This is a genomic window from Streptomyces sp. NPDC127068, assembly GCF_042724695.1.
Taxonomy (GTDB): Bacteria; Actinomycetota; Actinomycetes; order Streptomycetales; family Streptomycetaceae; genus Streptomyces.
This window is the reverse complement of record NZ_JBHXEN010000056.1, coordinates 1-23822: the sequence shown is the minus strand read 5'-3', so window position 1 is coordinate 23822 and position 23822 is coordinate 1. Positions and strand designations below refer to the sequence as shown.

At 69.3% G+C, this 23822-nt stretch carries 25 protein-coding genes; 16 read left to right on the top strand and 9 right to left on the bottom strand.

Translation table 11 applies throughout. The features are described 5' to 3' along the window. The first annotated feature begins 10 nt into the window (after positions 1–10). Together ACFWIA_RS28665 and ACFWIA_RS28660 are read left to right on the top strand one after the other, a co-directional pair. Positions 11–142 carry a hypothetical protein gene (locus tag ACFWIA_RS28665; RefSeq protein ID WP_387010019.1) on the top strand — a complete coding sequence of 44 codons (132 nt, stop codon included), beginning with the start codon at positions 11–13 and terminating at the stop codon, positions 140–142. 231 nt (positions 143–373) lie between these two features. Beyond that, positions 374–838 carry a hypothetical protein gene (locus ACFWIA_RS28660; protein ID WP_387010017.1) on the top strand — a complete coding sequence of 155 codons (465 nt, stop codon included), beginning with the start codon at positions 374–376 and terminating at the stop codon, positions 836–838. 48 nt (positions 839–886) lie between these two features. On the opposite strand, the gene ACFWIA_RS28655 is transcribed toward ACFWIA_RS28660, so the two are convergent. Further along, positions 887–2302, bottom strand: a complete 1416-nt coding sequence (locus tag ACFWIA_RS28655) for a NucA/NucB deoxyribonuclease domain-containing protein (RefSeq protein ID WP_387010015.1) — start codon at positions 2300–2302, stop codon at positions 887–889. A 470-nt stretch (positions 2303–2772) separates the two neighbouring features. On the opposite strand from ACFWIA_RS28655, the gene ACFWIA_RS28650 reads away from it, so the two are divergent. Then, on the top strand, positions 2773–3126 hold the full coding sequence (locus tag ACFWIA_RS28650; protein WP_387010014.1) for a hypothetical protein: 354 nt from the start codon (positions 2773–2775) through the stop codon (positions 3124–3126). On the opposite strand, the gene ACFWIA_RS28645 is transcribed toward ACFWIA_RS28650, so the two are convergent. Then, positions 3112–3858, bottom strand: coding sequence for a hypothetical protein (locus ACFWIA_RS28645; RefSeq protein ID WP_387010012.1), 747 nt, complete (start codon positions 3856–3858; stop codon positions 3112–3114). The two genes, ACFWIA_RS28650 and ACFWIA_RS28645, sit on opposite strands and share 15 nt — an antisense overlap. Positions 3859–4596: 738 nt before the next feature. Here ACFWIA_RS28645 and ACFWIA_RS28640 point away from each other — a divergent pair. The 3 genes from ACFWIA_RS28640 (at position 4597) to ACFWIA_RS28630 (ending at position 5953) form a co-directional block, all read left to right on the top strand. Further along, positions 4597–5115 (top strand): hypothetical protein, encoded by a 519-nt coding sequence (locus tag ACFWIA_RS28640; RefSeq protein ID WP_387010010.1) that lies wholly within the window; start codon positions 4597–4599, stop codon positions 5113–5115. Between the two features lie 175 nt (positions 5116–5290). Beyond that, a complete protein-coding gene (locus ACFWIA_RS28635) occupies positions 5291–5476 on the top strand; it encodes a hypothetical protein (protein ID WP_387010009.1) in 186 nt (61 codons plus the stop codon). Positions 5477–5698: 222 nt separating this feature from the next. Further along, positions 5699–5953 carry a hypothetical protein gene (locus ACFWIA_RS28630; protein WP_387010007.1) on the top strand — a complete coding sequence of 85 codons (255 nt, stop codon included), beginning with the start codon at positions 5699–5701 and terminating at the stop codon, positions 5951–5953. 230 nt (positions 5954–6183) lie between these two features. Here ACFWIA_RS28630 and ACFWIA_RS28625 read toward each other — a convergent pair whose 3' ends face one another. Continuing rightward, positions 6184–6489, bottom strand: a complete 306-nt coding sequence (locus ACFWIA_RS28625; RefSeq protein WP_387010005.1) for a hypothetical protein — start codon at positions 6487–6489, stop codon at positions 6184–6186. A 347-nt stretch (positions 6490–6836) separates the two neighbouring features. Here ACFWIA_RS28625 and mobF point away from each other — a divergent pair, with 347 nt between their 5' ends. The 8 genes from mobF to ACFWIA_RS28585 all read left to right on the top strand — a co-directional run bounded on the left by mobF (position 6837) and on the right by ACFWIA_RS28585 (position 13650). Next, positions 6837–8774, top strand: a complete 1938-nt coding sequence (gene mobF / locus ACFWIA_RS28620; protein WP_387010003.1) for a MobF family relaxase — start codon at positions 6837–6839, stop codon at positions 8772–8774. A gap of 142 nt (positions 8775–8916) precedes the next feature. Continuing rightward, complete coding sequence (locus ACFWIA_RS28615; protein ID WP_387010001.1) at positions 8917–9117, top strand: hypothetical protein; 201 nt, start codon at positions 8917–8919, stop codon at positions 9115–9117. A gap of 9 nt (positions 9118–9126) precedes the next feature. Continuing rightward, the gene (locus tag ACFWIA_RS28610; RefSeq protein WP_387009999.1) at positions 9127–9264 is read left to right on the top strand and encodes a hypothetical protein; all 138 of its coding nucleotides are present in this window, start codon (positions 9127–9129) and stop codon (positions 9262–9264) included. 678 nt (positions 9265–9942) lie between these two features. Then, complete coding sequence (locus ACFWIA_RS28605; RefSeq protein WP_387009998.1) at positions 9943–10368, top strand: hypothetical protein; 426 nt, start codon at positions 9943–9945, stop codon at positions 10366–10368. A gap of 667 nt (positions 10369–11035) precedes the next feature. Then, positions 11036–12412, top strand: a complete 1377-nt coding sequence (locus ACFWIA_RS28600) for a replication-relaxation family protein (protein WP_387009996.1) — start codon at positions 11036–11038, stop codon at positions 12410–12412. A gap of 88 nt (positions 12413–12500) precedes the next feature. Further along, entirely contained in the window at positions 12501–12917 is a 417-nt protein-coding gene (locus ACFWIA_RS28595; RefSeq protein WP_387009994.1) for a hypothetical protein, read from the top strand. Between the two features lie 191 nt (positions 12918–13108). Next, positions 13109–13405 (top strand): hypothetical protein, encoded by a 297-nt coding sequence (locus ACFWIA_RS28590; RefSeq protein WP_387009992.1) that lies wholly within the window; start codon positions 13109–13111, stop codon positions 13403–13405. Further along, positions 13402–13650 carry a type II toxin-antitoxin system RelE/ParE family toxin gene (locus ACFWIA_RS28585; RefSeq protein WP_387009990.1) on the top strand — a complete coding sequence of 83 codons (249 nt, stop codon included), beginning with the start codon at positions 13402–13404 and terminating at the stop codon, positions 13648–13650. Before ACFWIA_RS28590 ends, ACFWIA_RS28585 begins: the two co-directional genes overlap by 4 nt. Before the next feature lie 92 nt (positions 13651–13742). On the opposite strand, the gene ACFWIA_RS28580 is transcribed toward ACFWIA_RS28585, so the two are convergent. The 3 genes from ACFWIA_RS28580 to ACFWIA_RS28570 form a co-directional block, all read right to left on the bottom strand. Continuing rightward, positions 13743–14708: a PIN domain-containing protein gene (locus ACFWIA_RS28580; RefSeq protein ID WP_387009988.1), complete on the bottom strand. Its 966-nt coding sequence runs from the start codon at positions 14706–14708 to the stop codon at positions 13743–13745. Positions 14709–15388: 680 nt separating this feature from the next. Further along, a complete protein-coding gene (locus tag ACFWIA_RS28575; RefSeq protein WP_387009986.1) occupies positions 15389–16339 on the bottom strand; it encodes a hypothetical protein in 951 nt (316 codons plus the stop codon). 286 nt (positions 16340–16625) lie between these two features. Further along, positions 16626–17021 (bottom strand): hypothetical protein, encoded by a 396-nt coding sequence (locus tag ACFWIA_RS28570; RefSeq protein ID WP_387009985.1) that lies wholly within the window; start codon positions 17019–17021, stop codon positions 16626–16628. 1691 nt (positions 17022–18712) lie between these two features. Here ACFWIA_RS28570 and ACFWIA_RS28565 point away from each other — a divergent pair. Continuing rightward, on the top strand, positions 18713–18889 hold the full coding sequence (locus ACFWIA_RS28565) for a hypothetical protein (RefSeq protein ID WP_387009983.1): 177 nt from the start codon (positions 18713–18715) through the stop codon (positions 18887–18889). Here the strand turns inward: ACFWIA_RS28565 and ACFWIA_RS28560 are convergent. Then, positions 18847–19812 carry a DUF4238 domain-containing protein gene (locus ACFWIA_RS28560; protein WP_387009981.1) on the bottom strand — a complete coding sequence of 322 codons (966 nt, stop codon included), beginning with the start codon at positions 19810–19812 and terminating at the stop codon, positions 18847–18849. The genes ACFWIA_RS28565 and ACFWIA_RS28560 overlap by 43 nt on opposite strands. Before the next feature lie 73 nt (positions 19813–19885). Here ACFWIA_RS28560 and ACFWIA_RS28555 point away from each other — a divergent pair, with 73 nt between their 5' ends. Continuing rightward, the gene (locus ACFWIA_RS28555; RefSeq protein WP_387009979.1) at positions 19886–20167 is read left to right on the top strand and encodes a hypothetical protein; all 282 of its coding nucleotides are present in this window, start codon (positions 19886–19888) and stop codon (positions 20165–20167) included. Between the two features lie 276 nt (positions 20168–20443). Here the strand turns inward: ACFWIA_RS28555 and ACFWIA_RS28550 are convergent, their stop codons facing one another. Next, positions 20444–20842, bottom strand: a complete 399-nt coding sequence (locus tag ACFWIA_RS28550) for a hypothetical protein (RefSeq protein WP_387009977.1) — start codon at positions 20840–20842, stop codon at positions 20444–20446. Continuing rightward, positions 20842–23259 carry a Helicase associated domain protein gene (locus tag ACFWIA_RS28545; protein WP_387009975.1) on the bottom strand — a complete coding sequence of 806 codons (2418 nt, stop codon included), beginning with the start codon at positions 23257–23259 and terminating at the stop codon, positions 20842–20844. The genes ACFWIA_RS28550 and ACFWIA_RS28545 overlap by 1 nt, the downstream gene beginning before the upstream one ends. Between the last annotated feature and the right edge of the window lie 563 nt (positions 23260–23822).

The window sequence follows — 23822 nt, the reverse complement described above, 5'->3', positions numbered from 1 at the left end:
AGGTCGGGACGTGCACCGATTGCCGAGGCACTGGCAGCGGCAGTGGCAGGAGGGTGTGCGGCGAGTACGGGAGTGGTTCATCCGCCAGGAGCGGCGGAAGCTCCAGGGAATCGCCCCGACCATCGGCGTCCACGTCCGCTGAGAACCGCTCCGCGCCGACGACGGTCGGCCTGCGAGCGTCACCGCGAACGAGGTCGGCGTCGTCACCCTTCCCGCCTAGACCACCGGCCACTCCCAGGAGCGACCGCCTCCGCGCTGTTCTGAGCGGAGGCCGCCACCATTCTGTTCGCCGCCGTTGTGGGTATCTCGTCGTTCGTCAATCTCGTGCTGTCGGTACGGTCGTGCATCGGGCCGCGATAGAGGAGGAACGGGTGTGGGCGTGATGGTGCGGTGTCAGGAACTGGAAGTGGAGGTTGATCACTATGGGTTCGCGTTTCAGGACGTAGACGACACGGTTGTGCCGGTCGAGTACCCGGAAGGGCGGGGGAGTGGTGCTCTGCTGACCGAGTTCCCGGGTCGGCTGGACGTGGAGAGCGCGGGCCACACGCACGTTGCGGCGATGCTGGTGGAAGTCTGGGACGCGGAGCCCGTTGCCCAGCCTGTTGCCGACTGGGATGACCGCGGCGACGCGGAGATCGTCTTGGCGTCGGGGGAGCTTGCTGTGTGGGGTGTGACGGCCGGCCCGCTGGAGGAGACGCTGCGGCTGTCGGATGGGCCGGGACGGTGGGCGGTACGCCTGTACGTCCGGGGCCGCGCCGAAGTCGCCCGCTTGGCGCAGGAGGGTGTCCCGGTAGGCGTCGAGCGGTATCTCGTCCAGGTCTGGCCGACCGAGGCGTAACCGGTCAGGGGCCGCGCCAGGCGTGGCGGCCCCTGACCGGCTACAGGGTCAGGAAGTGATCTTGACGAGGAATCCGTCGTCCGGTCCGTCGATCACCCGGTTCTTCTTGTAGAACTGCCCCAACAGCGTCCCAGCAGAGCCATTGTCGTCGCGGGGCACAGGCATCGCGGAGAAGTTCTTCTTCTCCGCGTACACGTTGTACTCGGCCTCGGCGCACCCCTGGTAGGTGGTCGCGAAGGGGTACTCGTCGCACTCCTTGCCGCCCGTGGCGTAGTCGGCGCCGTAGTACCGGCGGCAGGTGGACACCGCGCGGGCCCGGTTCGTCTTGCGCCGTTCAGCGTCGTGATAAAGGCGGTGGAGCGGTTCGCTGGCCTTCTGGCCGTGAACGTCCTTCAACGCGTTCGGTGGCTTCGTCGCGTTGGGCCTGGTGAACGCCTTCTTGATGTGCAGAGCCACGGCCTGCTCCGGCGCACCGTCCTTCGAGCTGTAGCGGAGGGTGGCCAGATAGCTGAAGACAGCGCCGCCCTTACGCGCGGGGACCCCGCCGCCGGTTGGGTTCCCGAGGTAGCTGGCAGCGTCCCACCGCGGGGCGAGCATGAACAGATCACCACCTGTGGCCCCGCCCATCTGCCACGCCGGTGGCGGCGTGAGCTTGACCGACGGCTGGTAGATCGCGAAGACCGTGTCGACCCGACCGCTCATCCCTTGCCCCGGCCGGTTGTGCACCGTGTGCTGGAAACTACCGAGCCGTCCCATCTCCGGCCACGACTTCGTCACCGGCAGACCGCCCGCCTGTGTGAACGTCGCACGCGCCGGCCAGTGCTGCGGCAAGGAGGCGGACAACTTCACCCTCATCAACGACGCACCGGTGCTGCCCGTGGTCTCCATGTCCGTGATGTGGTGCGTGAACTTGATCGTGCGGCTGTTGGACGCGATGGTGCCGACCACGAACACGTTGAACATGCTCTCGCCCACAGGCCGGTTGTTACGCAACCACCTCTGCACGAACGAGGCACCTGAGCACACCGCGAACCGGCTCTTGATGAAGAAGCTCTTGTCGGTGCCCAAACCCCGCTTGCACTCGGCAGCGGACATCGTCCGCGACGGCTCCGGATACGACACCGCCGCAGGAGCAGCCGCTGCCCTCCGAGCGAGCCCCGGCAGCGCGTTGCCCGAGGCACGCTTCGCCAACACCGACGAGCGGGCAGCCGGCCCCACCGTCTCCGCCGCCAGCCGCGCGCGGGGCTCTGCGGCCAGGGCAACGCGGTTCACCTCCGCAGCATCGCCGCCCAGCCTGAGCTGCTTCATCGCGTCGAGCCCGCGGCCAACGGGTACCACGTAGGTGTCGAGACGGCTTTCCGACCGTTCCCCCGCCGCTGCCGGAATGGCAAGCGGCACCACCATCGCGGCGACTGCCGCACCCACCAGGTGTGTACGCGAACGTGGCCTCTTGCTCATGACCATGGACCCCCCAGTCCTCGCAACCGGCCAGTGCACCACTGGCCGGTGGCTTCCACTCCTATCGACATTGGCGTCGTTTGTCCCGCAGAACCCACTGCCTCCGTCGTCGATGACGCAAAGTCACCGGCTCGCGGCTAGTACCTGACGTGAGCGGGCAGGGACTGGGGGACAACGCGAGTACTCCACGCGGTGTCGGACGGAGTGCTCTCCGTGTCCGCGGGGGCCTGAGGGCTTCCGTCTGACCGTCGGGGGAGTGGGACGGTGGTTAGGGTGATGGCATGGGTGAGTTACGGATAGCCATGCAAGTCCACATCGAACGTTCACTGTTCGGGCTGAGTGTGGAGGGAAGCCCAGTCCTGTGGACGGACCTGCCGATGGGGCCCACGGGGGCCGTGCACGTGGTGGATGGCACGGCGTTGTTCATTAGCTGTGCTCAGGAGCATGTTGCCACGTTGACGCTGCAGGTCAGTCGTATGAAGACGGAGAGCCTCGGCGACGGGTGTGTCCTGGTCGGGAGCTGGGCGTTCCAGAGCCATCTGGGGCAGTTGGTCCTGGACACCATCAGTGGGGGTGGGTGGGTGGACTTCCGTCTGGAGCCCGGCCAGTTGTACACGATGTACGTGTGGCGCAGGGGTGGGGAGTCTGCTGAGGAGCGGTTCTACGGCGAGTTGCGGGGCGTCACACCGAAGACGGGCCTTGAGGACTACCTGATCGAGTTCGTGCCCCAGGACGTGCACACTGCTGCCGCAGGTACGCGGGTGTCCGTGCTGCCTTCGATGGATGGGACGGGGCCCATTGCGAGCCCGCCCTCGTCAGCTGCGGGATGACCGCCCAGTCACGGAGTTCCACCGTTCCCACGCCCGGTCCAGCTCCCGGCGCGCGGATGCCGGCCGGAAATCCGAGCGCTCCGCTTCGGCCAGCCGGTCGAGGTCCGCACGGGCCGTGTCCACCGCATCGGTCCCGGCCTTGACCCGGACAAGGGCCTCCACTGCCGTATCCAGCTGCGCCTCACGATCCGCCAGCGTCGTCTTCTCCGCTGCCACCGTGTTCGTGACCTTGCCCGCGAACCCGCGCACCTCGTCTTCCGTGTGCTCCTCGAACGGCAGCGCCACATGCCGCTCACTACCATCCGGCAGCGTGGCGTAGAGGAACTGACTGACCCTGCCAAGCTCTATCCGAACCGTCAGCCCCGCGAGCGGTAGTTCCTCCTGGCCGACGACCAACGCGTGTTCGTACAAGGCGGCCTTCACACCCAGCTGGCCAAGGAGCTGCCCCGGTCCCGGATGCCTGATGCCCTCCACTCGCAGCTCCGCCGCTCTGACACGCCGCCGGTAGACGCTCTCCGCCTCCCTGAGACGCGCCTCAGCGGCAGCTCTACGCTCCGCCGCTTCGCTCCGCAGACGGGACACCTTGCCGCGGGCCCGGTCGAGTGCCGCACGTTCCCCTGCGTACTCGGCCCCGAAGGCGTACTTCCACCCGCCGGGGTACCGGCACAGCCTCCACACCAGCAACCCTCCGGCCAGGAGGATCCCCCCAACCAAGTAGCGGACGACGTCCATGACTTCCCTTTCACAACGGAACGGTGCCCCCTACGTGTAGCGCCTCCGACGGGCGACTGGAGGGTGAACACGGAGACGGGTCCGGGACCTGGTACCGCGGCACCCAGGGCCTGCCCGATCCAGAGCCGGGGCCGACGCCCAGATCGAGCGGAAGCCCGGCTCGCCGCCGCGCCCTGGCCCGTCAGGCTGAACACCAGGCACAGGTGCGGCGGGCAGCGCAGGAAGAACAGGCGGTGAAGGCGGCGGCCGAGCGTGAGGCCCGCCGTCCTCTATGCCACCGGCTGCGGGGCGAAGTTCACGGACGACCGAGCGCATCGGCACGGCCCAAGAGCCCCGACCGTCGCTGTTGGGGGACTGCGACCAGCGGCACGAGACCTGCTGGGATCACGCCCGGCCGGGCGTGAAACGCTGGGACCAGGACCGGGCATGCCCGAGCAGAAGGCCACCGGTTGGTTCTCGCGTCTGCGCGCCGCTGAGCCGGACAAGCCGCCGACTGGCGCCGGAAGCCCACCCCGGGACACCGTCGCGGCCTTGGCCAAGGCGGAGCGGGCCCGGGTACCGGGACATCGGCCCAGAGTACTGAACCCGCCGACGCCGCGGCCGTCTGCCAACGGACTCAGAACAGCCACATCAGCCTTCACAGCAGATCGAGGCTCTTTCCCTGCACACACCGACGACGCCACGCACCCCCCGGTTTCCAGCCGTGCGGAGCGGGGGATACGCAGTGACACTGAGGGCATGGCACACGGTGTTGGCGGACAGGAGCCCAGAGGTCCGCAGCCGGAGGCCGCAGCGCGGGTCGACTACACGGGGGCCGTGTACGGGTCGCTCCTCGCCGCGTCGGTGGTCGTCGGCACGGACCCGCTGGAGTCGTTCTCACGGTTGCGTCTCGTGCTGCTGCTGCTCGCCACCGGAGTGGTGTTCTGGGCCGCACATGTATTCGCCCGCCTGTTCGGGGCGCGGGTCGCGGAGGGGACTCTGAGGGGCCGGGCGGTTCGGCAGGATCTCGTTGCGGAGTGGCCGATCGTGAAGGCGGCGGTTCCGCCGGCTCTCGCCGTGGCTGTCAGTCCGCTGCTCGGGCTCGGCACGGAAGGGGCCCTGTGGCTGGCCCTCTGCGTCGCGATCGCTGGTCAAGTCGGCTGGGCGACCCTTGCCGCGTTGCGGGCGAATGCCACAGGGCGGCTGATGCTGGTCGCCGGGGCCGCGAATCTGCTGCTCGGCCTGCTGATCGTGCTCCTCAAAGTCGCCCTGCACTGAGTGCTAGACACGAAGACGAACGATGCCTCGCCGCGTCGTCGTTCTCGCTCCGAGCCCGACTGCGCACCCCGGCCGCGCCCACGTCGTCGCCACCGGCGCGGTGGCATCAATTCTTCCAGGCGAGGGCTGCGGAGGCGCGCGAGGTGGTTCCGGCCCGCAGGGAGAGAATGAGAGCATGGCAATGTGCAAGAAGTGCGGTGCGGACAAGCGCCGTTGGCCCCGTGACTGCTCCCGATGCCGGTCCCGGTCGGACCTGGGAGGTGCGGCAGCGGACGCGGCCGAGCTGGCCGTGGAGACCGGGGGGCTGCTCGGCTGGCTCGGGCGAGTGGTCATGGGCGTGGTGCGGCGCGCGTTCGACTGACCGAACCCATTCCGTGAGCTCGGCGGGAACAGCCCCGAGGGGTACCTGCCGCAGGCCATCACAGTGCCCGACCCGTATGACGTCACGCGGCACCGCCCGCGTGGCCATGGGGTCCGGCGGCCACGCGTCCGCGCCGCGCTGAGGCGCGAGACGCGGGCCACGAGCTTCGTGCCAGCGTCGGCTGCCCACCGCTTAAGGCTGCTCACCTGGCACGATTTCTCCATGAAGACCAACGGGACACGGGAATCCCTGCCAACCGTCACCGTGCGCCTGTGGCACGCTGATGCCGTTGTGCTGTTTGACTGGCTGATGAGTACCGATCTGAACTCGGTACCGGTCACGCACCCAGCTCAGAAGCAGGCGCTTGCCGACCTGCTCTCCCGATTCGAGTGGGCGGCTGATGTAGATGTCACAGGGTGCACCAACGAGGAGATCGCCGTGGCACAAGCGGCGGTCGCCAAGGAGATGGGCTGGTAGGAAACTACGTTGAGCTCGGTCCTCGCAGCAGGCCCAGCCGCACCCGCAACAACACCCACGCCGATACTTCTGGTGGTCGGTGCGCGTGCCGCGTGAGGGCGCCAGGAGCCGGTTCTACGATCCGCCCGTGGGAAAGACCGCGGCACGGAGGACTGCTAAGGGGCCCGCGGGCAGCAGCTGAAGGAGCGGCCTGAGTTCCCGCATTCCAGCCGAGTAACAGAGCCGTCTGGTCAGGGGCCAGTGAGGATGTCGTGGCCGCCGATGCGGCGCCAGATGACGTGCGGATGGCCCGTACGGCATGAGGTCCCGTACTGCCAAGTGGCGCGCCCCGCCGGGCCGGTGCCTGCGGACCAGGTGAGTTCGTAGATCCCGGGGAACCCGCTGACCTGCTTCACACGGAGCCCGGGACGGAACCCACCGCCGGTGCGGAGGTCGTGGACGAAGGTGTTCACGGTCCGCCGGAAGCGTTGGCGTTGGGCGGGGGTGAGGCGGTGGAGGTCGTTGTTGAAGCGGGTCATGGTCTCGTAGGTGGGCACGTCGGTCCTCCAGACAGTAAGAAGCCCCCGGCGTTGCCGGGGGCGGAGAGCGGGTGACGTGGCGCGGGATGGTGTGGCTGGTCGCTCTTGCGTGGGGGAGCGGTGAGTGAAGGTGTGCTGGATACCGGTGGAGGCGCTACGTGGCCTTACTCGGCGTTTTTGAGGTCGGTGGGGTTGGTGTGGTGGTTGCCGCGCAGCATTTGCATGGCCCGGCCGGTGCCCGCCCGGCGGGGTGCGATGCCGCCGCCGGCTCCCGCGGTGCGGGATCGGCGGTGAACGTTCGGTGAACCCTCCCGCCTCACGGGATCAGGCTTTTCCCCAGCTCAGGGCAGGTGTCCTCTGGGGTGATGCTGAGTGTCGCGAAGATTCAGAGGCGTAACGCCTGGCGGTACTTCGTGCGCGGGGTCGCGTTCGGGGACGGCCGTCGTCCGGCTGGTCAGTCGCTGAAGGACGCCCAGGAGGAGGCGGGGCTCCCGCCCGGGGTGTGGATGGGCCGCGGTCTTGCCGGGCTCGGGCTGGCCGCGGGGTCGGTGGTGGGGGAGCGGGAGCTGGAGTTGCTGTTCGGGGAGCTGCGGCATCCGGATGCGGACCGGATCGAGCGGGAGCTCCTGGCCGACGGGGCCGACCCTGTGCTGGCGCGGTTGGCGACGGTGTTGGGGCAGCCGGTCGAGGAGATCGAGCAGCGGGACCTGGTGCCGCTGCTCGGGTTGGAGTTCGTGTTCCGGCCGCAGGCATCCCTGCTGGTGCTGTGGGCGCTGGGTGACGAGCGGACCCGGGAGGTGATCGAGCGGGCGCATCAACGCGCGATCGAGAAGGTGCTGGAGTGGCTGGAGGACGAGGTCGCGGAGATCCGCTGGTCCTCGGGCAGGAAGCGGGCCAAGCCGCCGGGTCTGGTGGTGGCGGCGTTCAGGCACTTCGACAACCGCGACGGCTTCCCGCTGCTTCACCACCACCTTTTGCTTCTGAACCGGGCCCTGCGCGCGGACGGCACTTGGTACGCGGTCGACACCGTCCGGCTCTACCAGCACGCGGTCGCGGCGGGGACGCTCTACACCCTCGCCATGACCACGGAGGTGTGCGAGGAACTCGGTCTGGCCACCGCTCCTCGTGAGGTGACTCCCGGGCTGCGGCCGGTGATGGAGATAGCCGGGGTTCCCGCCGAGCTGCTCGAGTGGAAGTCGACCCGCCGCGAGCGCATCGAGGACGTCCTGGAGACGATCACCGACGAGTACGTCAAGGAGCACGGCCGGCTGCCGGACGAGCGCGCCCGGCACGGGCTGGGGTGGCGGGCGGCGCAGGACACCCGCCCGGACAAGAAGACCCCGCGCCCGCTGGAACAGCTGCTGGCGTGGTGGCGCGCGTCCGCGATCCTGAACTTCGGCAAGGCCATGATCGCCGGGCTGCTGGAACGCTGCCGCGCCGCAGGGGCGGTGATCCGGGCCGGGGTGCGCCCGCTGGTGGACACCGCGCTCGCGGCGGTCGATGTCGCCGCGGTCGTCTACACCGTCCGCAACACCTTCGCCCGCCGCCACGTCCTGGCCGAAGCACGACGGCATCTGCTGGAGACGCTGCGCGGCCGCGCGTTCCCGCCCGGCGTGGACGGCTACATCGCCGACCAGGCCCTTGCCCGCCACAGCCGCCAGTTGACCGTGCCCCAGGAAGGGCGCCGCACCCCGGCGCCGGACCAGATCACCTACACCGCCGACTTCCCCTGGCCCGCCCGCTGGTTCATCGCCGGCACCGACGGCGGGCCGCCCCGTTCGGCGACCCGGTACGAGCGGGCCCAGGTCGCCGGCCTGGCCCTGCAGAACGCGATCCGCACGGCCCGCACCACACCCCCTGCGCGGGACGGCGCCCCGGCCGCGACCACACCACCCCCGCACACGGGCGACCGTCACCGCCACGACGACGACCGGCCGGCGGCCGATCGGCCGCACGCCGTCGACCACCCCGGCCGGGACACCCGGCTCACCCCCGCCCAGCGGGCCGCCGCCGTCCACACCCATCTGCAGGCCGCGATGCCCCAGGAATACGCGGAGGGCCGGACGACCGACCCCGAGACGTGGACGACCGCCCCGGAACGTCTGGCTGCCCTCGCCAAACTGACCGCCGCCACCGAGGCCCGCAAACGCAGCCTCGCCGAAGCGGACGCCGACCGTCGTGCACGGGCCGACGGGAGACTCCCGGGCCCGGCCGCCGACCCGGAGATGGGCCCGCGCCGCCAGGAGCACGAGCAGCAGCGCCAGCAGCCCGACCCCGGCCAGGGCCAGGGCCTCCGGCCGTGACGCGCCGTGCGGCCCGCACGGCGGGACGGACGGTGAAGTCACCGTGCCAGGCGCTGGGACGCGACCGCCCGCCCACCCCGACGTCACCAGGGAGCAGGGGAGAGTGCCGGGAACCGCCCCCCTCAAATACACGGAGACCCTGATGGATACCCCGACCCCACCCCCGTCGCGTCTTTCGCCGGAACAGCGCGAGCGCCTGGAGCAGCTCGCCGACGCCATCCGGCTGCGCGCAGCGCTGTACCAGGCGCCGAAGCCCGCCCGGCGCCGCTCCCGCGGCGCACGGCAGTACCCCGGTGGCCGGCCGAACCCGTGGCGTGCCGGGCGGGGCCGCCGCCGGGGGTGAGTGGACACGATGGACTCCACCGCCCGCCCGTACGGAGTGGAGACCACCGTGGCGGTCCACCCGGTGGACTCCACCCGGTGGGGGAGCGCGGAACATCCCGGCATCCGTGCGCTCGGTGCGGTGCATCAGGCGCACCGGTGCGCCTGATGGCGATGCCGTGCACTCCCACTCACCGCACCACCGCACCACCGCACCGCACCGAGCGCACCGGCGTGCCGCACCACACGTTCCACTGACGCGCGGCGGAGTGGCGACCACTCCCGCCCGCTCCAGCCGATGTGTCTACGGAGGGTGACGGTGGATCGGGTGCGGTGGACTCGGTGCACCCCCTTGTCCAGGTGTGCGGTCGGATTCCACCCAGCCCATCGGGTGGAAAGCAACCCTTGGCCACCCAAGGGTTTCGGCGGGATCTTCGACGTTCTTCCTTGACACACTCCGCTACCGCCACGGAGACGCCCGCGCCGGGCTTGCGATGCGCGGTGGCGGAGGGGAGATTTCTCCTTCCCGGCACACCCCGCACCGTCACGGTCCGTAGGAGTGGTGCGCGGTGCGGACGGTGCCGTGGGTTGCCGCACCGCGGTGCGTTCCACCGGGTGGAACCGTGCGACGACGTCCGCACTGAGTGGAGAGTGGAGGCCACCGCGAAGCGCACCAGGTCCGGGTGGAGTCCACTCGATGCGCTCCACGGGTGGGGGAGTGCGTTCCATCGTCCGCACCTCGGCGCACCGTGCGCGCCCCGGTCCGCACCCGCGCGCCACCGCCCCCGGGACGGCCGGTGCGCGTGGCGCGGGCCGTCTGCCGACGTCGGCTTCTACGATCCCGGGCGTGGGACAGACCCCGGCACAGAAGGCCGCCAAGGCGGCCCGGGCCAAGCAGCCGAAGAAGCGGCCCGGCAAGGCGCAGCGCGAGGCGATCAAACGGGCGCAGGCGGCGAAGAAGGCGGGCGGGAGGAAGCCGACCGCGAAGAAGACGGCCGCGAAGAAGGCGGTGCCGTTGCCGCGCGGGTCGCTGCGGGCCGCGTACGGCGGCACCTGCCCGGCCTGCTTCAAGGACTACGCCAAGGGCGAGGTCATCACGAAGGTGGCCGACGGCTGGGGACACCCCCGCTGCGCGCCCAGGAAGTTGTCGGCGGCCGAGCGGGAGTTCGCCCGGAACAAGGCCCGGATTGAGGCTGGCGAGACGTTCCGGGGCCAGAAGCCGTCGGACTGGCGGCTCGGTTCCTCGCCGTCCAGCACCCGGCCCGCCCGCTGAACCGGGCAGGGGCGGTGTGGTGTCGGCCACGGACGAACCCTGCGGTCAAGGGGTGGTCAAGGGGTGAAACGGACACTGCGGGCCGGGGTGAGGGGAGCGCGGACAAGGGGCGATCGAGCAGGGTGGCCGTCGGCACCGCGCGGGACGGACGTGCGCGGTGCGGATGAACACTGCTGCTCTGTCCCGGCCCGGCCGGGAGGAACGAGGACCCCGTGCCCACACCTGCCCCCGCCCCCGCCGTGTCCGGTCCGGGCCCGGCCGCTCCTTCCTGCCGCTGTGGCCGCCGGGCACGATGGAGCCCCGCCGATCGCGAACCCGCCGACCGTGCGCCCGGTGTCCGGTCCGGGGTGTCCGTGCCCGGCCTGCGGCGGGCGGCGGCACGTCCTGGTGGGCTCCTGGCGCTGCCGCTTGCGTTCTCACTGCCGAAGCCACTTCCGTGCCCGGCGCCCACCCGTCCGGTATCTCCCCTTGTCAGCGCCGGTTTCCGAGCCGCCCCCGGTTTGTCACAACCCTCTTCTCTCCCCTCTGACCTGAGTTGGTTGTCGGTGGGGAGGGAGATCATCGGGTGCGGGGGCCCGGCCTCGTCCGCGGCCGGGGCCCGGCGCCCGGCCGGTAGCCGACCGGGTGGTGCGCCCCGTGGGGCGCGCGTACGGGGAGGGCGGGTCTGATGGCGGGCCGGCGCAAGACGAACGCGGCCGGGTCGTCGAACGGCCTGCGCGGCGACGTGCTGTCCGTGCTCGGAGTCCTCAAGGTCGCCACCGCCGACCAGATACAGCGCCTCGCCGCGCCGCACCTGACCTACCGCCACACGGACAAGCCGACCCCGGCGAAGCGGAAGGAAGCCCGGACCGCCTCCCATCGGGGCGCGGCGAACGACCTCCGGCGTCACGGCCTGGCCGTCGACGGCGGCCGCACCCGCGGCAACGAGGAGGTCCGCATCCTCACCGCGGCCGGCCTGGCCGCCGCCGCGACCGACCTTGACCGTGAGCCGGAGGAGATGGGCGGCATACCCAAGGGCGCGGGCCGCTCCGGAGCCTCGCACCCGATGACGGTGAACGAGACGGTCATCGCCCTGATCCGCCCGAAGCCCGACCTCGACCTGGTCACCGGGGAACCGGCCGAAGCGGTCGCCGCCGCGCGGGCCGCCGTCGACGCACCCGACGGGATCGGCACCCTCACCTCCTACGCCACCGAGGTCGCCCTCCCGGTGAAGGGCACCTGGAAGAACCCCGCCATCGGCAGCGCCCGTGCCGACATCGTCGTCACCACGCCGGGCGACGGGGTGCCGCTGCTGTTCATCGAGGCCGACAACTGCAACGAGGCGGCCGGCCTCATCGCGGCGAAGTTCGACAAGTACGCCCGGTTCTTCCAGCGCAAAGAGAAGGACACCGACGGTGTCGAGAAGCAGATGTGGCGCACCCGCTGGCCCGGAACCGCCTGGGAGGGCTACGAGTGGGTGCACCCGCCGGTCCTGCTCGTCTTCCACCAGGTCGGAAGGCGCTCCGCGAAGAAGCAGATGGAGGCGGTCGCCGACCTCACCCGCCACCACTGGAAGGGCCGCTGGGACCGTGAAGACGGCTACCACTCCTACGACGGGTGCATCCCGATCGTGGCGACCACCCTGGAGCGGCTGCGCGAGCACGGCCCGGCCGGCCCCGTCTTCTGGCGATTCGGCCGCGACCGCCTGGAGCCGCTGCTGGACGCGATCGGCAACCCGCGCCGGGACGCCGCCCTCGCCCGCCGCCGCCAGGCCGCCCGCGAGGAGGGGGAGCGCCGTGCCGAGCGCGAGGCGGCGGAGCGGGAGGCGCGGCGACCGGTATGCACCACCTGCGGTACGAAGTTCACCGACGACCGCTGGCAGTCGGTCCGGTCCTCCTGGCAGAGCGAGACGGACGGGCTGTGCGGACCGTGCGAGACCGAGCACTTCGCCCGGCTCGAAGCCGAACGCGTCGCACGGCGCGAGGCGGAGGAAGCCGCGGCGCGGGAGGCGGCCGAAGCGGAGGCGAGGAAGAACCGCCGCCGGTTCCGCCGGCCGGGGAGATAGACGACGGAGCGTCTCGGACCACCGAGCTCGGCCGGTGGCCCGGCCCGGAAGGTGACGTGGGAGACCGGGGCGGGTATCGGCGCGAAAGGTGGCGATCATTTCCGCCGCGATCGTCGTTGAGCCGGGTATGGGACTGAACGAGCAGGCCGCGCCCGGGGTTGAGCAGCGGGCCGAGTCGGTGGTGGTGAGCGCCTGTCATCTCGCCGACGTCGTCGCGCCCACGGCCTGGAGCGCTGCGGCGGCCGAGGACGCGCTCGACGCAATCGACGTCCTGGCCGCCGCGCTGTCCGGGATCAGCCCGGATACCGCCCGGGCGCTCGCCGCAGTGGCCGCCGCCACCGCGGACGTCCGCCGCCAACTCGGCCTCCCCGCCGACGCCGACACTGCTGCGCCTGTGCCCGCGGCTGGTGCCGGGGGACAGGCCGTACCCGGGAGACTGCCCCGGCCCCGGGTGCGGCGGCGCGGGCTCGGGCCCGGATACCAAGGCATCCTCACCCCGCCCTGAACCGCTCGACCGGCCAAACGACAGAAGCCCCCAGCGGCCCCGGAAGCGGCCAGGCCCGTAGGCGCTGCGCATCCTGCTGCCCCGCAACGCGGCTCAGTCACTCTCCTGAGTGAACCACCCTCGGAACCTGTGGCCGCGGGGGCAGACCAACCGGTCAAACTGGCCGTCCTGCCAGTAGACGTGAGGGAGAGATGACGGAGTTGGCGAAGACACTCAGCACCACGTTGAGCGACGGCCGCCGGGTGGAGTTGCCGGGAACGATCCGCACGATCCGCCAGGCCCTGGACCCGGAACTGGCGGACGAGTTCACTCACGAGGTGGAAAATGTGGGCGTGGACGAACTGCCGGGTGTTCTGGCCCGGTGGGCGCTGCGCACCCCGCAGGCCCATGACCCCGGCGAGGAGGAACAAGTCGCTCGGATCCGCGCCGGCGACATGACCGGCCTCATCCACGCCGACCAGGCTGACGCCTACCGGAGTGCCGGATGAGCATGCGGGTCGCCTACACACCGGCCGCCGACGCCGAACTCCGCAGCCTTCCCCCGGAGCGGCGCAAGGACTTCGACCGGGGCATGCACGCCCTGGCCCGCTCGCCGTACGGCTGCGGATCCAGCCCGATCCGGGGCGAAAGGGACCGCAGAGACGCGACGATCGCGAACATCGCGTTCATCACCTACATCGTCAGCGAAGCCGTCGTCACCGTCACCGTCGTCAAAGCCGTACGTTTCCCCTGACCGCGCAGCCACAGTGCCCGGCCGCTTCCAGACGTCCAGCACGATGATGTCCACCTACCTCCGGGAAGACTGATTCCGAAGGGCCGGCTCGCTCAGCTCTCGTTGTTGCCTGTGCCTGCGGCGGCCTGGCGTTCGCGGCGCTTCGCCCGTGTGCCGGTCGCTTGCCTTCCCGCGGTCTCCCTGTCCGGCTCCGGGCCTGGGTCCTTCGTCGGGATTTTGGTGACCTTCAAGCCGGCGGTCCGACCGCGGGTGTGCTGGCCGGTGTCACAGGTCAGCAGGTGTACCTCCCGGTTCGCCAACGCCTGAATGTGCACAGCCCGGTCGATGATTTCGTCATCCGCGATCGCGAGCCGCACGTGCCCGGGTGGGTCAAGGACGATCTCGACGTGCACGTCACCTCGGATGTTCAAGAGCCCGTTCTCCTCCTGAAACGTCGTCGCTCTGTGCCAGAGCCCAGAGGTTGAACCGTTCAGCAGCCTGTCCAGGAGACCGAGCGTGTGAGTGGCTCGCCACCGGCCATGCTGCTTGCTCGTCTCCTTGAGCCCATCGAGTTCGTCTACGACTGTGATGGGCAACAGCAGCCGAACATTCATGTCGGGACGCAGATCGAGGATGGCATGGAGGTCGATGTCCTCGAGTCTTTCTGGGTTGTGACAGTAGAAGCTGGAGTCGGCGACCACGAAGACCTCTTGGCCGGACCAGCGACGCAACCGGTCGTCCAGGGCTTCTACGGCGGCGCGGAGGTCCGCGGCGCGCTCAGCGAGCTCGAGGTTCACCAAGCCGTTCACGAGGCGCTCTTGGTCATTCCCAGCGAGGGTGCCGCAGCTACCGAGGAGCACTTCGTATCGCCGGGTCAGGATCAAACGGTTGATGTCCCCGTCGCTTATCTGGTGCCGTAGGGTGCCCGAGGTGTCCGTGGCCCACTCCAGGTACTGCAGGAGCCGGTGGTAGGTACTGGCGTTGTGCGCACTGCGGAGGTTGTCGGCTGCGAGGTGAGCGCTGCTGAGCGCGTCGCGGATGTTCTGAGGGTGGGCGCCGGGCCTCGGAGTGATGAGCATGCTCACGATCCTGTCAGCAGGCCCGGTTGGTGGTCACACGGTTTCCTTAAGCCAACGCTGATCACCACCAGGGTTCGGTTCGGTCTGCCGGAACCCGAAGCACGCCCCCATCACTGGTGGGGGTGACCTCCCGTCATTTCCCGGCCGATCTCCAGTGCCCGGAGACAAGACTGGCTGCTGACCACTTCACCCCGAAGTAAGGAGCCGACCGTGGCCCAGAACCGTGCCCGCCGTACCACCTCGAGGGCCGGCAAGCCCCGTACCTCGCGGTGGGCCGTTCTTCGTAGCCTTCTCGAGAGCCTTGCCCAGTTCGGCGACAAGGCGACGAAGACGGTTCGGGGAGTGCTCAGGACATCCCAGGATGCCGAGGCCACGTACCGGTGTGTGCGCGACATCGTCACGGCGGTCAAGAGCTTGTGGGAGGGACCAGCCGAGGCGACCGGGCACGCCTGATCTCTACACCGGCCTGTCGGAGCCCGCTGCCACACTGGGCGAACCGGGATGTCGGACCGGCGAGGAGCGGGCGGCGGCCTGACCAGCAGGTCGGAGCGGCGCCCACTCAGCCCGAGGCTGGCCAGCGCGGCGAGCTTGTTGGCGGCCCGCTTCGTGTGCCAGCTCTTGGCGCTGCTCGGGAACATCTCGATCTTGACCTTCGTGCCGTCCTCCAGACGGCCTGGCTGTCATGGTTGCGGTTGGAGGCTGCTGGTCACCGCGGAAGTGCTGAGTAGTTGAACAAGGAGCACCGCGATGTGAACGGCGGCTTGGGCGGCTTCCAGGGTGATGGGTGCGCTGGTCTGTCCTCCGGGGTGTCGGTCGCGGTGCCCGTGCCAGAGGAGTCTCATGAGGGAGAGCACTGTTTCGACCTTGGCGGGCACTGCCTTGTTGTCAAGGATCACCATCGAGTAGGCCGTCCCGTTGTCGTTCAGTTCACGGATGACGGACCCGAGGGTCGCCCGGGGGTCGGCGCTGGCGTACAGGGGTATCGCGACAGCCTCTACCGCCCGCACCGCATCGATGTAAGCGCCACTTGGGTCTGGGTGCAGGGCGTACGCCTTTGTCCAGGAACTACGTAGATAGACGCTGGCGTCGTCGCGGCCGGAGGATTCGGCCTGCTGCATGGCCGTGACGGCGGAATCGGCGACGGTGGCGTCGACGACCCGCGCCAGGCCGGCGTGCGAGACGTCGTCGGCATCGCGAACCTGGTAAGCGGAGGCGGAATCGGCGAGCAGTGCGTCCAGTGTGTCGACCGGATTCACGAACTTCGCGGGCTTGGCGAAGATCGCCGCCAAAGGAGAAGCTGTGTTCGGGTGCTTGACGAGGTACTCGTGATGGGCGACCTCGCCGATATCGAGGTAGAGCAGACAGTCGACGACATTGAGGAGCAGGTCGGCGGGCACCCCGGACAGATCACGTGCGCTCGACGGGAGACGGCCGTTGCCGAAAGCATGGGCGTCACTGTTCAGCCTCAGCGCGGCTACAACGCGGTGGACCAGCGATTCCGTCACTACCGAATCCTGGATCCACGACCGCAGTCCCGGTTCCAGGTGCTCGGGAACTCCTTCATGAACTGTCTGGTCGACGGGCAGCCCGGCCTCGCGGTCGGAGAGCGGCTGCCAGGGTGATGTCGTCATTCCTGGACCGTAGCGCTAGACACTGTCAGCGCGCGGCTCGATTTCCTGGTCGGCGGCGAACCGACTGGACCGCCTCACCGAACCCGCCCCGGCCGCCACGTAGTTCGCCGGGGGAGCGGCCCGAAGATCCCAGGCCCTACACGCACACCAGTGCGATGCCCCAGCTCAGGCCCCCGGGCATCGCACCCCAGTGCGTGTAGGGCCTGGGCCCGGTGCCCCTGGCTCCGGACAGCGAAGAACCCCGGGCGCCCTGCCCTCCGGGTCCTGTTGCCGGTCCCACCGCCGCTCACCAGTCGTCAGGTGCGCTGCCCACCCACGCGATCGGCCGGCCCCCGCTGGTGCGGCCCCAGTGCGGTTCCTCCATCGAGGTCTCGTGCCCGCCGGACAACACGCAGATCTGTCTCCAGCGGCCACGCTTGCCCGCACAGAGCCCGGCGAGTGTCGCCCTCCGCCACGGCCCCTGGTCATAGCGATCCTGCAACGCCTGGAGATTGGCGCAGCCCAGCTCCAGGCCCAGCTCTGTCTCCGCCGCCTCCACCCGCTCCCGCGCCTCCCGCACCCCCGGGTCGGACAACACAGTCGAGATGACGTCCGCCGCCTCCGCGAAGGCCCTGGCGCGGGTGTGCCGCTGCACGGCGTCCTGCATCCGCTGCCCGGTGGCCTCCTGGTCGCTCGCGCTCATCATGTTGCCCCTTCCGTGGCCGCCCACTCCAGCCCGACGGGTCGTTGGTGGCCTGGGGCGTTGTGGGTTCGTTGAGAGGCGGAGTCGGCGATTCGACGGGTGGCCGGGGTGTGTGGGCTGGGGTTATGTGTTCTGTGCTGAGCGGGGCTGGGTCTGTTGAAGGTCGTTCTAGCTTGTAAAGGCCCGGACGCCCGACCCTGATCAGTGCCTAGAGGAAGAGTTGGCCCCGAACTTGCGATGCTGACAGCAGAGTGGCTTCACAGTATGGCACTTGACAAAATATCAGTAAAGGATGTTCAATAGGGCTTGACCATTCGCCTGTTGAGCAATTGCCGCGCTGTCGGGTTCGACTCCCGTGTTGGCGTGGCTGCTTGCAGGAGCCGCCCTCTTTGGTGCTCTTTGGGCCACTTGGGAGGCGGTTGCATGTGTTCGAAGTGTGCTGAAGCGACATGAGGTCGTAGGAGCATCGGAGCGAAGGGAGTCGTCAGACTCGGAAGGGAGGCACTCATGATGGGTGACTGGAGGAAGTGGGGCGAATCCGCCCTGTGTGTTGTAGCAGCGTCAGCCGAATGGTTCGGCGTGGCTTCTGCTGAGTAGGCGAGTCGGTCTCCAAGGGCGTGCACCCAGGCGGGTGTACGCCCTGTTGTGTTTCCGTACGTGCTCTGGCCCAGGACGGCGTTGCTCGGCGGCCCTCGACTACCACAGGCGCTGTCGGCGATAGTCATGGAGTCGGCCCGGCGGAGGGTTCTGCTCATGGCCGACGCCGGGCCGTCGACCAGGCCGCCGCTACGGCGGACGAGGGATCTGACCGGCGGGGAACAGACACACAACGGGCCCCGGGGGATCAGCCATGGCGTCCTCCGGGCCCGGAGCAGGTTCCGCTGCCCAACGACCACCCCAAGCCGCCGTTACGCGGTGGTCGGCTGAGCGCACTCGCAACCGCTGTGGCGGCTTCGCCAGATGGATTCCTCCGACGTCAAGGTTGTCGGACGCTCGCAGGCGTCTCAGGCACTGTCGTCCACCCGCAGGCTGAGCAGGTAAACAACGTTGGCATCAGCGTAAACCCGCTGGGCGTACTCGATACCTAACGCTCGGAGGGGGTTTGTTGGTGGCCTGGGGTGTTGTGGGTTTGTTGGGAAGTGGTGTTGGTGGTTCGGCGGGGGTGGCCGGGGTGTGTGGGCTGGGGCTATGTGTTCTGTGTTGAGTGGGGATGGGTCTGTTGTAGGTCGTTCTAGTGTGTATAGGCCCGGCTAGTGTTTGTGCTGGTCAGGTGTGTTCTGCTGTTCGGCGGGTGGGCCTATCGGCCTCGGCGGGGGCGATGGTGGGTTTCAGCGAGGTGGTCGAGAGCCGACCTGTATGCCGCCCGCAGCGCGGATATCGACATGAGCCGGTGGCGGGCGGCGAAAGCGCACCTGCTCGCCCGCCCCTGACTCCGGCCCCGATCCCTTCACCCGAGAGGACTCCGCATGCCCACCGCCGTTCTTCGCCCACCGAGCTGACTCCGCTGGAGGAACTGGCCCACGCTCACCGGCCTACCCAGCTCGCCTCCTGGGCGACCTGGCCCAGACACTGTCGGCCACCACGGCCGTGACGCACCTGCTGGTGCGCGGCTTGCTCGCCGCTGGCACCGCGGACCGGTCTCCGACGTCGACCTGGTCGCCGCTGTCCGCGACGACCGGCTGACCGCCCTGATGGACAGTCTGGACGCGATGATGGCCACCACCTTCGGCATCCTGTTGCCCGGCTGGCGCGACACCATCGTCGGCAACCTGGGCGGCGCCGGATTCGTCTACCTGCTGCCGGTCGCACTTCATGGTGGCTCGGTCTACGACCTCTTGTTCCTTGGTGTCGACGCCGACGCGAGGTAGGGGCTCACGCGGTCCGCTCGCCACCGCCTCGCCGTCTGTCTCGCGAACATCTCGAGCCTCGTACTCCGAGGACGCATGTAGACGTAGCGGTCGGCAGCTCGAATCTGCACGATGTTGATTTGGTCCAAGAGGGCCCGAGGGATGGTGCCAACGATGTTCCTCCTTCCCAGGGCCAGCAGATGGCGGGGAGTGATGGGCAGAACGATGGAGTGCGCGTCACCGATCGCCATGTTGTACGACCAGGGCCGGGTATCCGTACGCACGGTCACCGCCGGATTGTCGCCGATCAAGAACTGTCCGTTCTCTGGTGTCAACACCTCCAACTGCCAGTTCGATGCCATGGCACGCACTCTGTTGAACATGCTCTCGAGGCTGGTGCGAAACAGCGCACCTGTTCCGAAGTCCTGGGTGATCTCGGACTGCTCGACGAGACGCTCAGCGAAGGCATGGAGGGCCCCCTCGCTGGCCAGGTGCAGCCCGGTCTGCCGCAACGCCTCACGGCGCAGCGGCTCTGGGAACCGCTCGACGACATCCTTGCGGACCTTCACGCGCACAGTCTCGAACGCGTTGGCGTACACATCGCGATAGCGGTGTGACCGCACATAGTGCAGCACGATCAGGTCACGCATAGTCTCAACATGCAAGGGGTCAGCGAACGGCGCGCCTCCGTGCACAGCCTCGAAGGCGGCAGGAGCCCGCCTTTCTACGGAATTCCACAGATCCTCGGCAGTTGCGGAGTCGTAGGCGACGAAGGTGTCGACCCAACCGCACGCCCGAGTGCTCTTCAGCTTGTTCGGACGTTCTGGGTAGCGCACATCGACGGGAAGCACCTGAGGGCCTCGTGCATCCGGCCCGCCCATGGTGAATTGCTTGAGCAGGACCTGAGAGACGAGGTGCTGCCGGGATATCTGAGTTGCCTTCACTCGCCCGATACTGCCAAGCGCCCGGCGTACGGCCCAAGAACTTTCCTTCCCTTCAGCTGCCAGAGGTGTCTCCGTGCGGCGCCTGTACACCCGGCCGGACCGTCTCACCGAACCCGCCCTGGTGGCGGCCCCAGCGGCAGATCCGCACGACGCGGCGGTCGGGCTGCGCAAAGCCCAGCAGGACCACCTACCCGGGATCACGCTCGCCGCCCTGCGATGGGCCCGCGCCAACAACCCCGACTTCCCCGCCCCGGCCGACAAACGCGGCGCCGAACTCCTCTACCGCGTCCGCGACCTCAAGAAATGGGCCCGCAACCGGCCCCGCTCCGCCACCGACACCACCGGCCTTGACTGATCACCGGCCGGGCGGGCCGGAAACCCGACCCGATCCGACCCGCCTGCCACACAGCCCCGGGAGTCGCCCAACTCCCCACGGCCTACACGAACTCCAGTTCGATGCCGGGCCCTGAGCAGCGGCATCGCATCACCCTGTGTGTAGGCCGTGGGACGGGATCCTCCCAACCCTCGGACAGCAAAACAGCCCCGGGCGCACAGTGCGCCCGGGGCTGTTTCCCGCGTGTTCACGATGCCGCCCACACCACTTCGGAAGCGGCGTTGTGAGCGGGTTCTCTCACCAGTCGTCGGGGGCGCTGCCCACCCACGCGACCGGCCGGCCCTCGCTGGTGAGGCCCCAGTGCGGCTCCCCCATCAAGGTCTCGTGACCGTCGTCCAGGACGCAGATCCGCCCCCAGCGGCCGTGCTTGCCCGCACAGAGCCCGGCGAGCCGGGCCGCGTCGCCGCCCGCCACGGCCTGGTCGCGGCGGTCCTGGAACGGCTGGAGACGGGCGCGCAACTCCATGCCGAGCTCCGTCTCCGCCGCTTCCACCCGGGCCCGCGCCTCCCGCACCCCCGGGTCGGACAGCAAAGCCGAGACGACGTCCTCCGCCTCGGCGAAGGCCCTGGTGCGGGCGTGCCGCCGCACGGAGTCCGGCACCCGCTGCCCAGCGGCCCCCTGGTCGCCCGCGCTCATCACGCCGCTCCTTCCACGGCCGCCCACTCCAGCCCGAGGCCGGCCAGCGCGGCGAGCCTGTCGACGGTCAGCTTGCCCCGGCGGCTCTTGCTGTTACTCAGGAAGACTCCGAGCTTGATCTCCGTCCCGTCCGGCAACACCTCCACATGGGCCCTGGGGACCGTCACAGAGCCCGTGCGGGCCTTGTACTGCACCAGGGCCGCAACGCCCCTGTCGAAGGCGCTCACGGGCACCGTGGAGACCTGCACGGGCACGTCCAGCTCCACCGGGGCCGGGGCCGGGGCGAGCGGGGCGACACCGAGGGCCTCCAAGCGCTCGCGCTGCCCCTCCGAGAGAGCCGCCCAGACCTTCGGCGTGCGCTGGCGGGCCAGCCACTTCCCCACGTCCATCCCGTGCACGGTGAACCCGGGCATGACCTCCGCCGGACCGTCCTCGTCGCGTACCAGCTCCCGCAGCGTGGCGAAGTGCCGCTGCCACTCCACCGGCCACGACGGATTCCAGTCCTCGTCGACCGCCCGCAGCGCCGCGTCCCACTCCGGGCGCCCCTCCAGCGCACCCGGCCGCCGCAGGTTGGACAGCCACTGCCCCAACGGCTTGTCCAACGCCGACGCCAGCCGCGGCGCGCACAGCGTCCAGTGCTCCGCGAAGTACACCCGGGCCGCCGCCAGGTTCTCCTGGAACCGACCGTCAGCGGCCGTCCAGACCATGCCCAGCTTCTCCAGCCGCTGCGCCCGACGCCCCGTCATCTGCCCGGCCCCGTAAGCCCGCCGCTGCTCCGCGATCCAGTCCCCGAGCGGGAACGCGCCCTCCCGGTGCTCGCGCGGCACCTGGGCGTGGCCCTCACGCTCGGTGAACTCCTTGAGCTTCGCCCAGCCGCGCGCCCAGTCCTGCCGCTCCGTGTCGATCACGTTGAAGCTGACCCAGTTCGCGACCATCACCGGATCACGCGGAGCCGCAAAACGAAGCAGAAGCCGGGTTTCTTCCTCGTTATCACCCGGCGCGGCACCGATGTATTCAGAGGGCTGCGCGACGTCTTTCTGAGGCTCCTGCGGGATCGCCAGCAATTCCACGGCCTCCTCGTCGTGAGCCCGCAGACCTTCCAATACCTTGACCAAAGGCCGGTACGAACCCGAGGTGAACATATCCTCCGGTGTCTCGTCGGGCTGCAAAAATACCGGCACGATCAAAGACGCGAGCTTTCCCTCTCCGGGCTTCTGACGCAGCGCCCGGCCGATCGCCTGCACGATGTCGTGCGGCGCCCCCTTGGGGTCGAGGAGGGCGACGGAGTCCACGGCGCGGATGTCGACGCCCTCGCCGAGGACGCGGCAGTTGGAGAGCACGGCCCGCCGGGCGGTGGACCCGAACTCGCCCAGCACGTCCCGCCGGCGCTCCGGGACGTGCTCACCCATCAGCCAGTCCGCCCACACCGTCGCCGGGTACTTCTCCGGCTGGTCGGCGTGCAGCCGCTTCGCCACCCGCTCCAGACCCTCCGCGTACGCCTGCGCCTCTATCGTCCGGTGGTGGAAAGTGATGCACGTCTGCAGCTGGTGCTGCGCCATGGTGTGCAGCAACGCGGCCTGGAGAGCGCCCAGGCGCTCCCCGCGGACCTTCTCGCTGTGCCGCTCCTCGCCCATCAGCCGCTCCGGGGTGACCACCGGGTCCTGGAGCTCCAGGACGATGATCTGATACCGCGCCAGCAACTTGCGGGAGACGGCCGACGCCAGCGACAGCTTGTAGAGCACCGGCCCGAACACGGCCTCATCGTCCATCGAGGCCGCCATCTCCTCCGGCAGCGCGTCCCGCACCCCCTTGGCGACCTCCCAGTGCTCAGGCCGCTCCTGCCAGATCCGGGGCGTCGCCGTCAGGTACAGCCGCCGGTGTGCGGGGATCTTCTCCTGGTCGTGGATGTCGGCCCACGCCTTACCCATCGAGCCACTGGTCCGGTGCGCCTCATCGACCACCGCCAGGTCCACCGGCGCGAGCTTCTGCCCGTAGACCCCCTCGAACGCCTCCGTGAGCACGCCCAACGAGGCGTAGGTGGCGTAGATGGTCACCGGCCCCTGCCTGTGCCACAGCGCCAGCTGCACGGGATTGGTGGTGGACCGGACCCCCAGGTGCCACAGCTCCGGGTCGTCCAGCGGCGAGCACACCATGACGGCCGGCCCCTTGTGGCCGGCTCCGCTCCACGCCTTCACGGTCTGCGCCAGGAGATCCAGGGTCGGCACCACCACGAGAATGCGGCCCTTGGGCACAATCCGCTTTGCCGAGGCCGCCGCGATGATGGTCTTTCCCGTTCCGCACGCGGCGTGTACCTGCCCGCGCAATCCATTCCAGGGGATTCCGCCCGGCGGGATATCGAGGCCGCGCACGATGGCGGCTACGGCCTCAATCTGGTGTTCACGCAGTTTCACGGCCATTCCCGTGTTCTCCCTTTCGCGGAATGCGGCGCGTCATCAGAAAGACAAGTCCGGCACGATGATCTGTGCCGGGGTGGTGGTGTCGAGACCCACACTCTACACAGCGGGTACCCGTGATGCATCATTCACACGGCAGCTTCACCCCCGAGGCTGAAACTTGACCGAATCCCGTCCGTGCGCAGCGTTCATGAGGTATGCTGGCGGGGCACTCATGAACGTGAGCAGCCGGTTTTCATGGTGGGGGAGGGGTTCGGGTGGAGCGCAGCGGAGCCCGTCACTACAGTGTGGCCGGCACCCCATCGCACCCGACAGTCCGTCATCCTCGTTGCGGGGGTGGTAGCTGGGAACCCCACACCCTACACAGGCCCGCACATGATGCACCTCCTCCTCTAGCCAGCGTCGTTGAGCCTCGCTTGCGAGGCTCCGTCAATTCGCGCTTGCGCGAATTGCCTTCCCTCGGGAATTCCGTTCACGGAATTCCATTCCGGCGCTTGCGCCGGAATCCGAATTGCGCTTGCGCAATTCGCCCTCTATGCCCCGGCTTGCCGGGGCATATCCCGCTC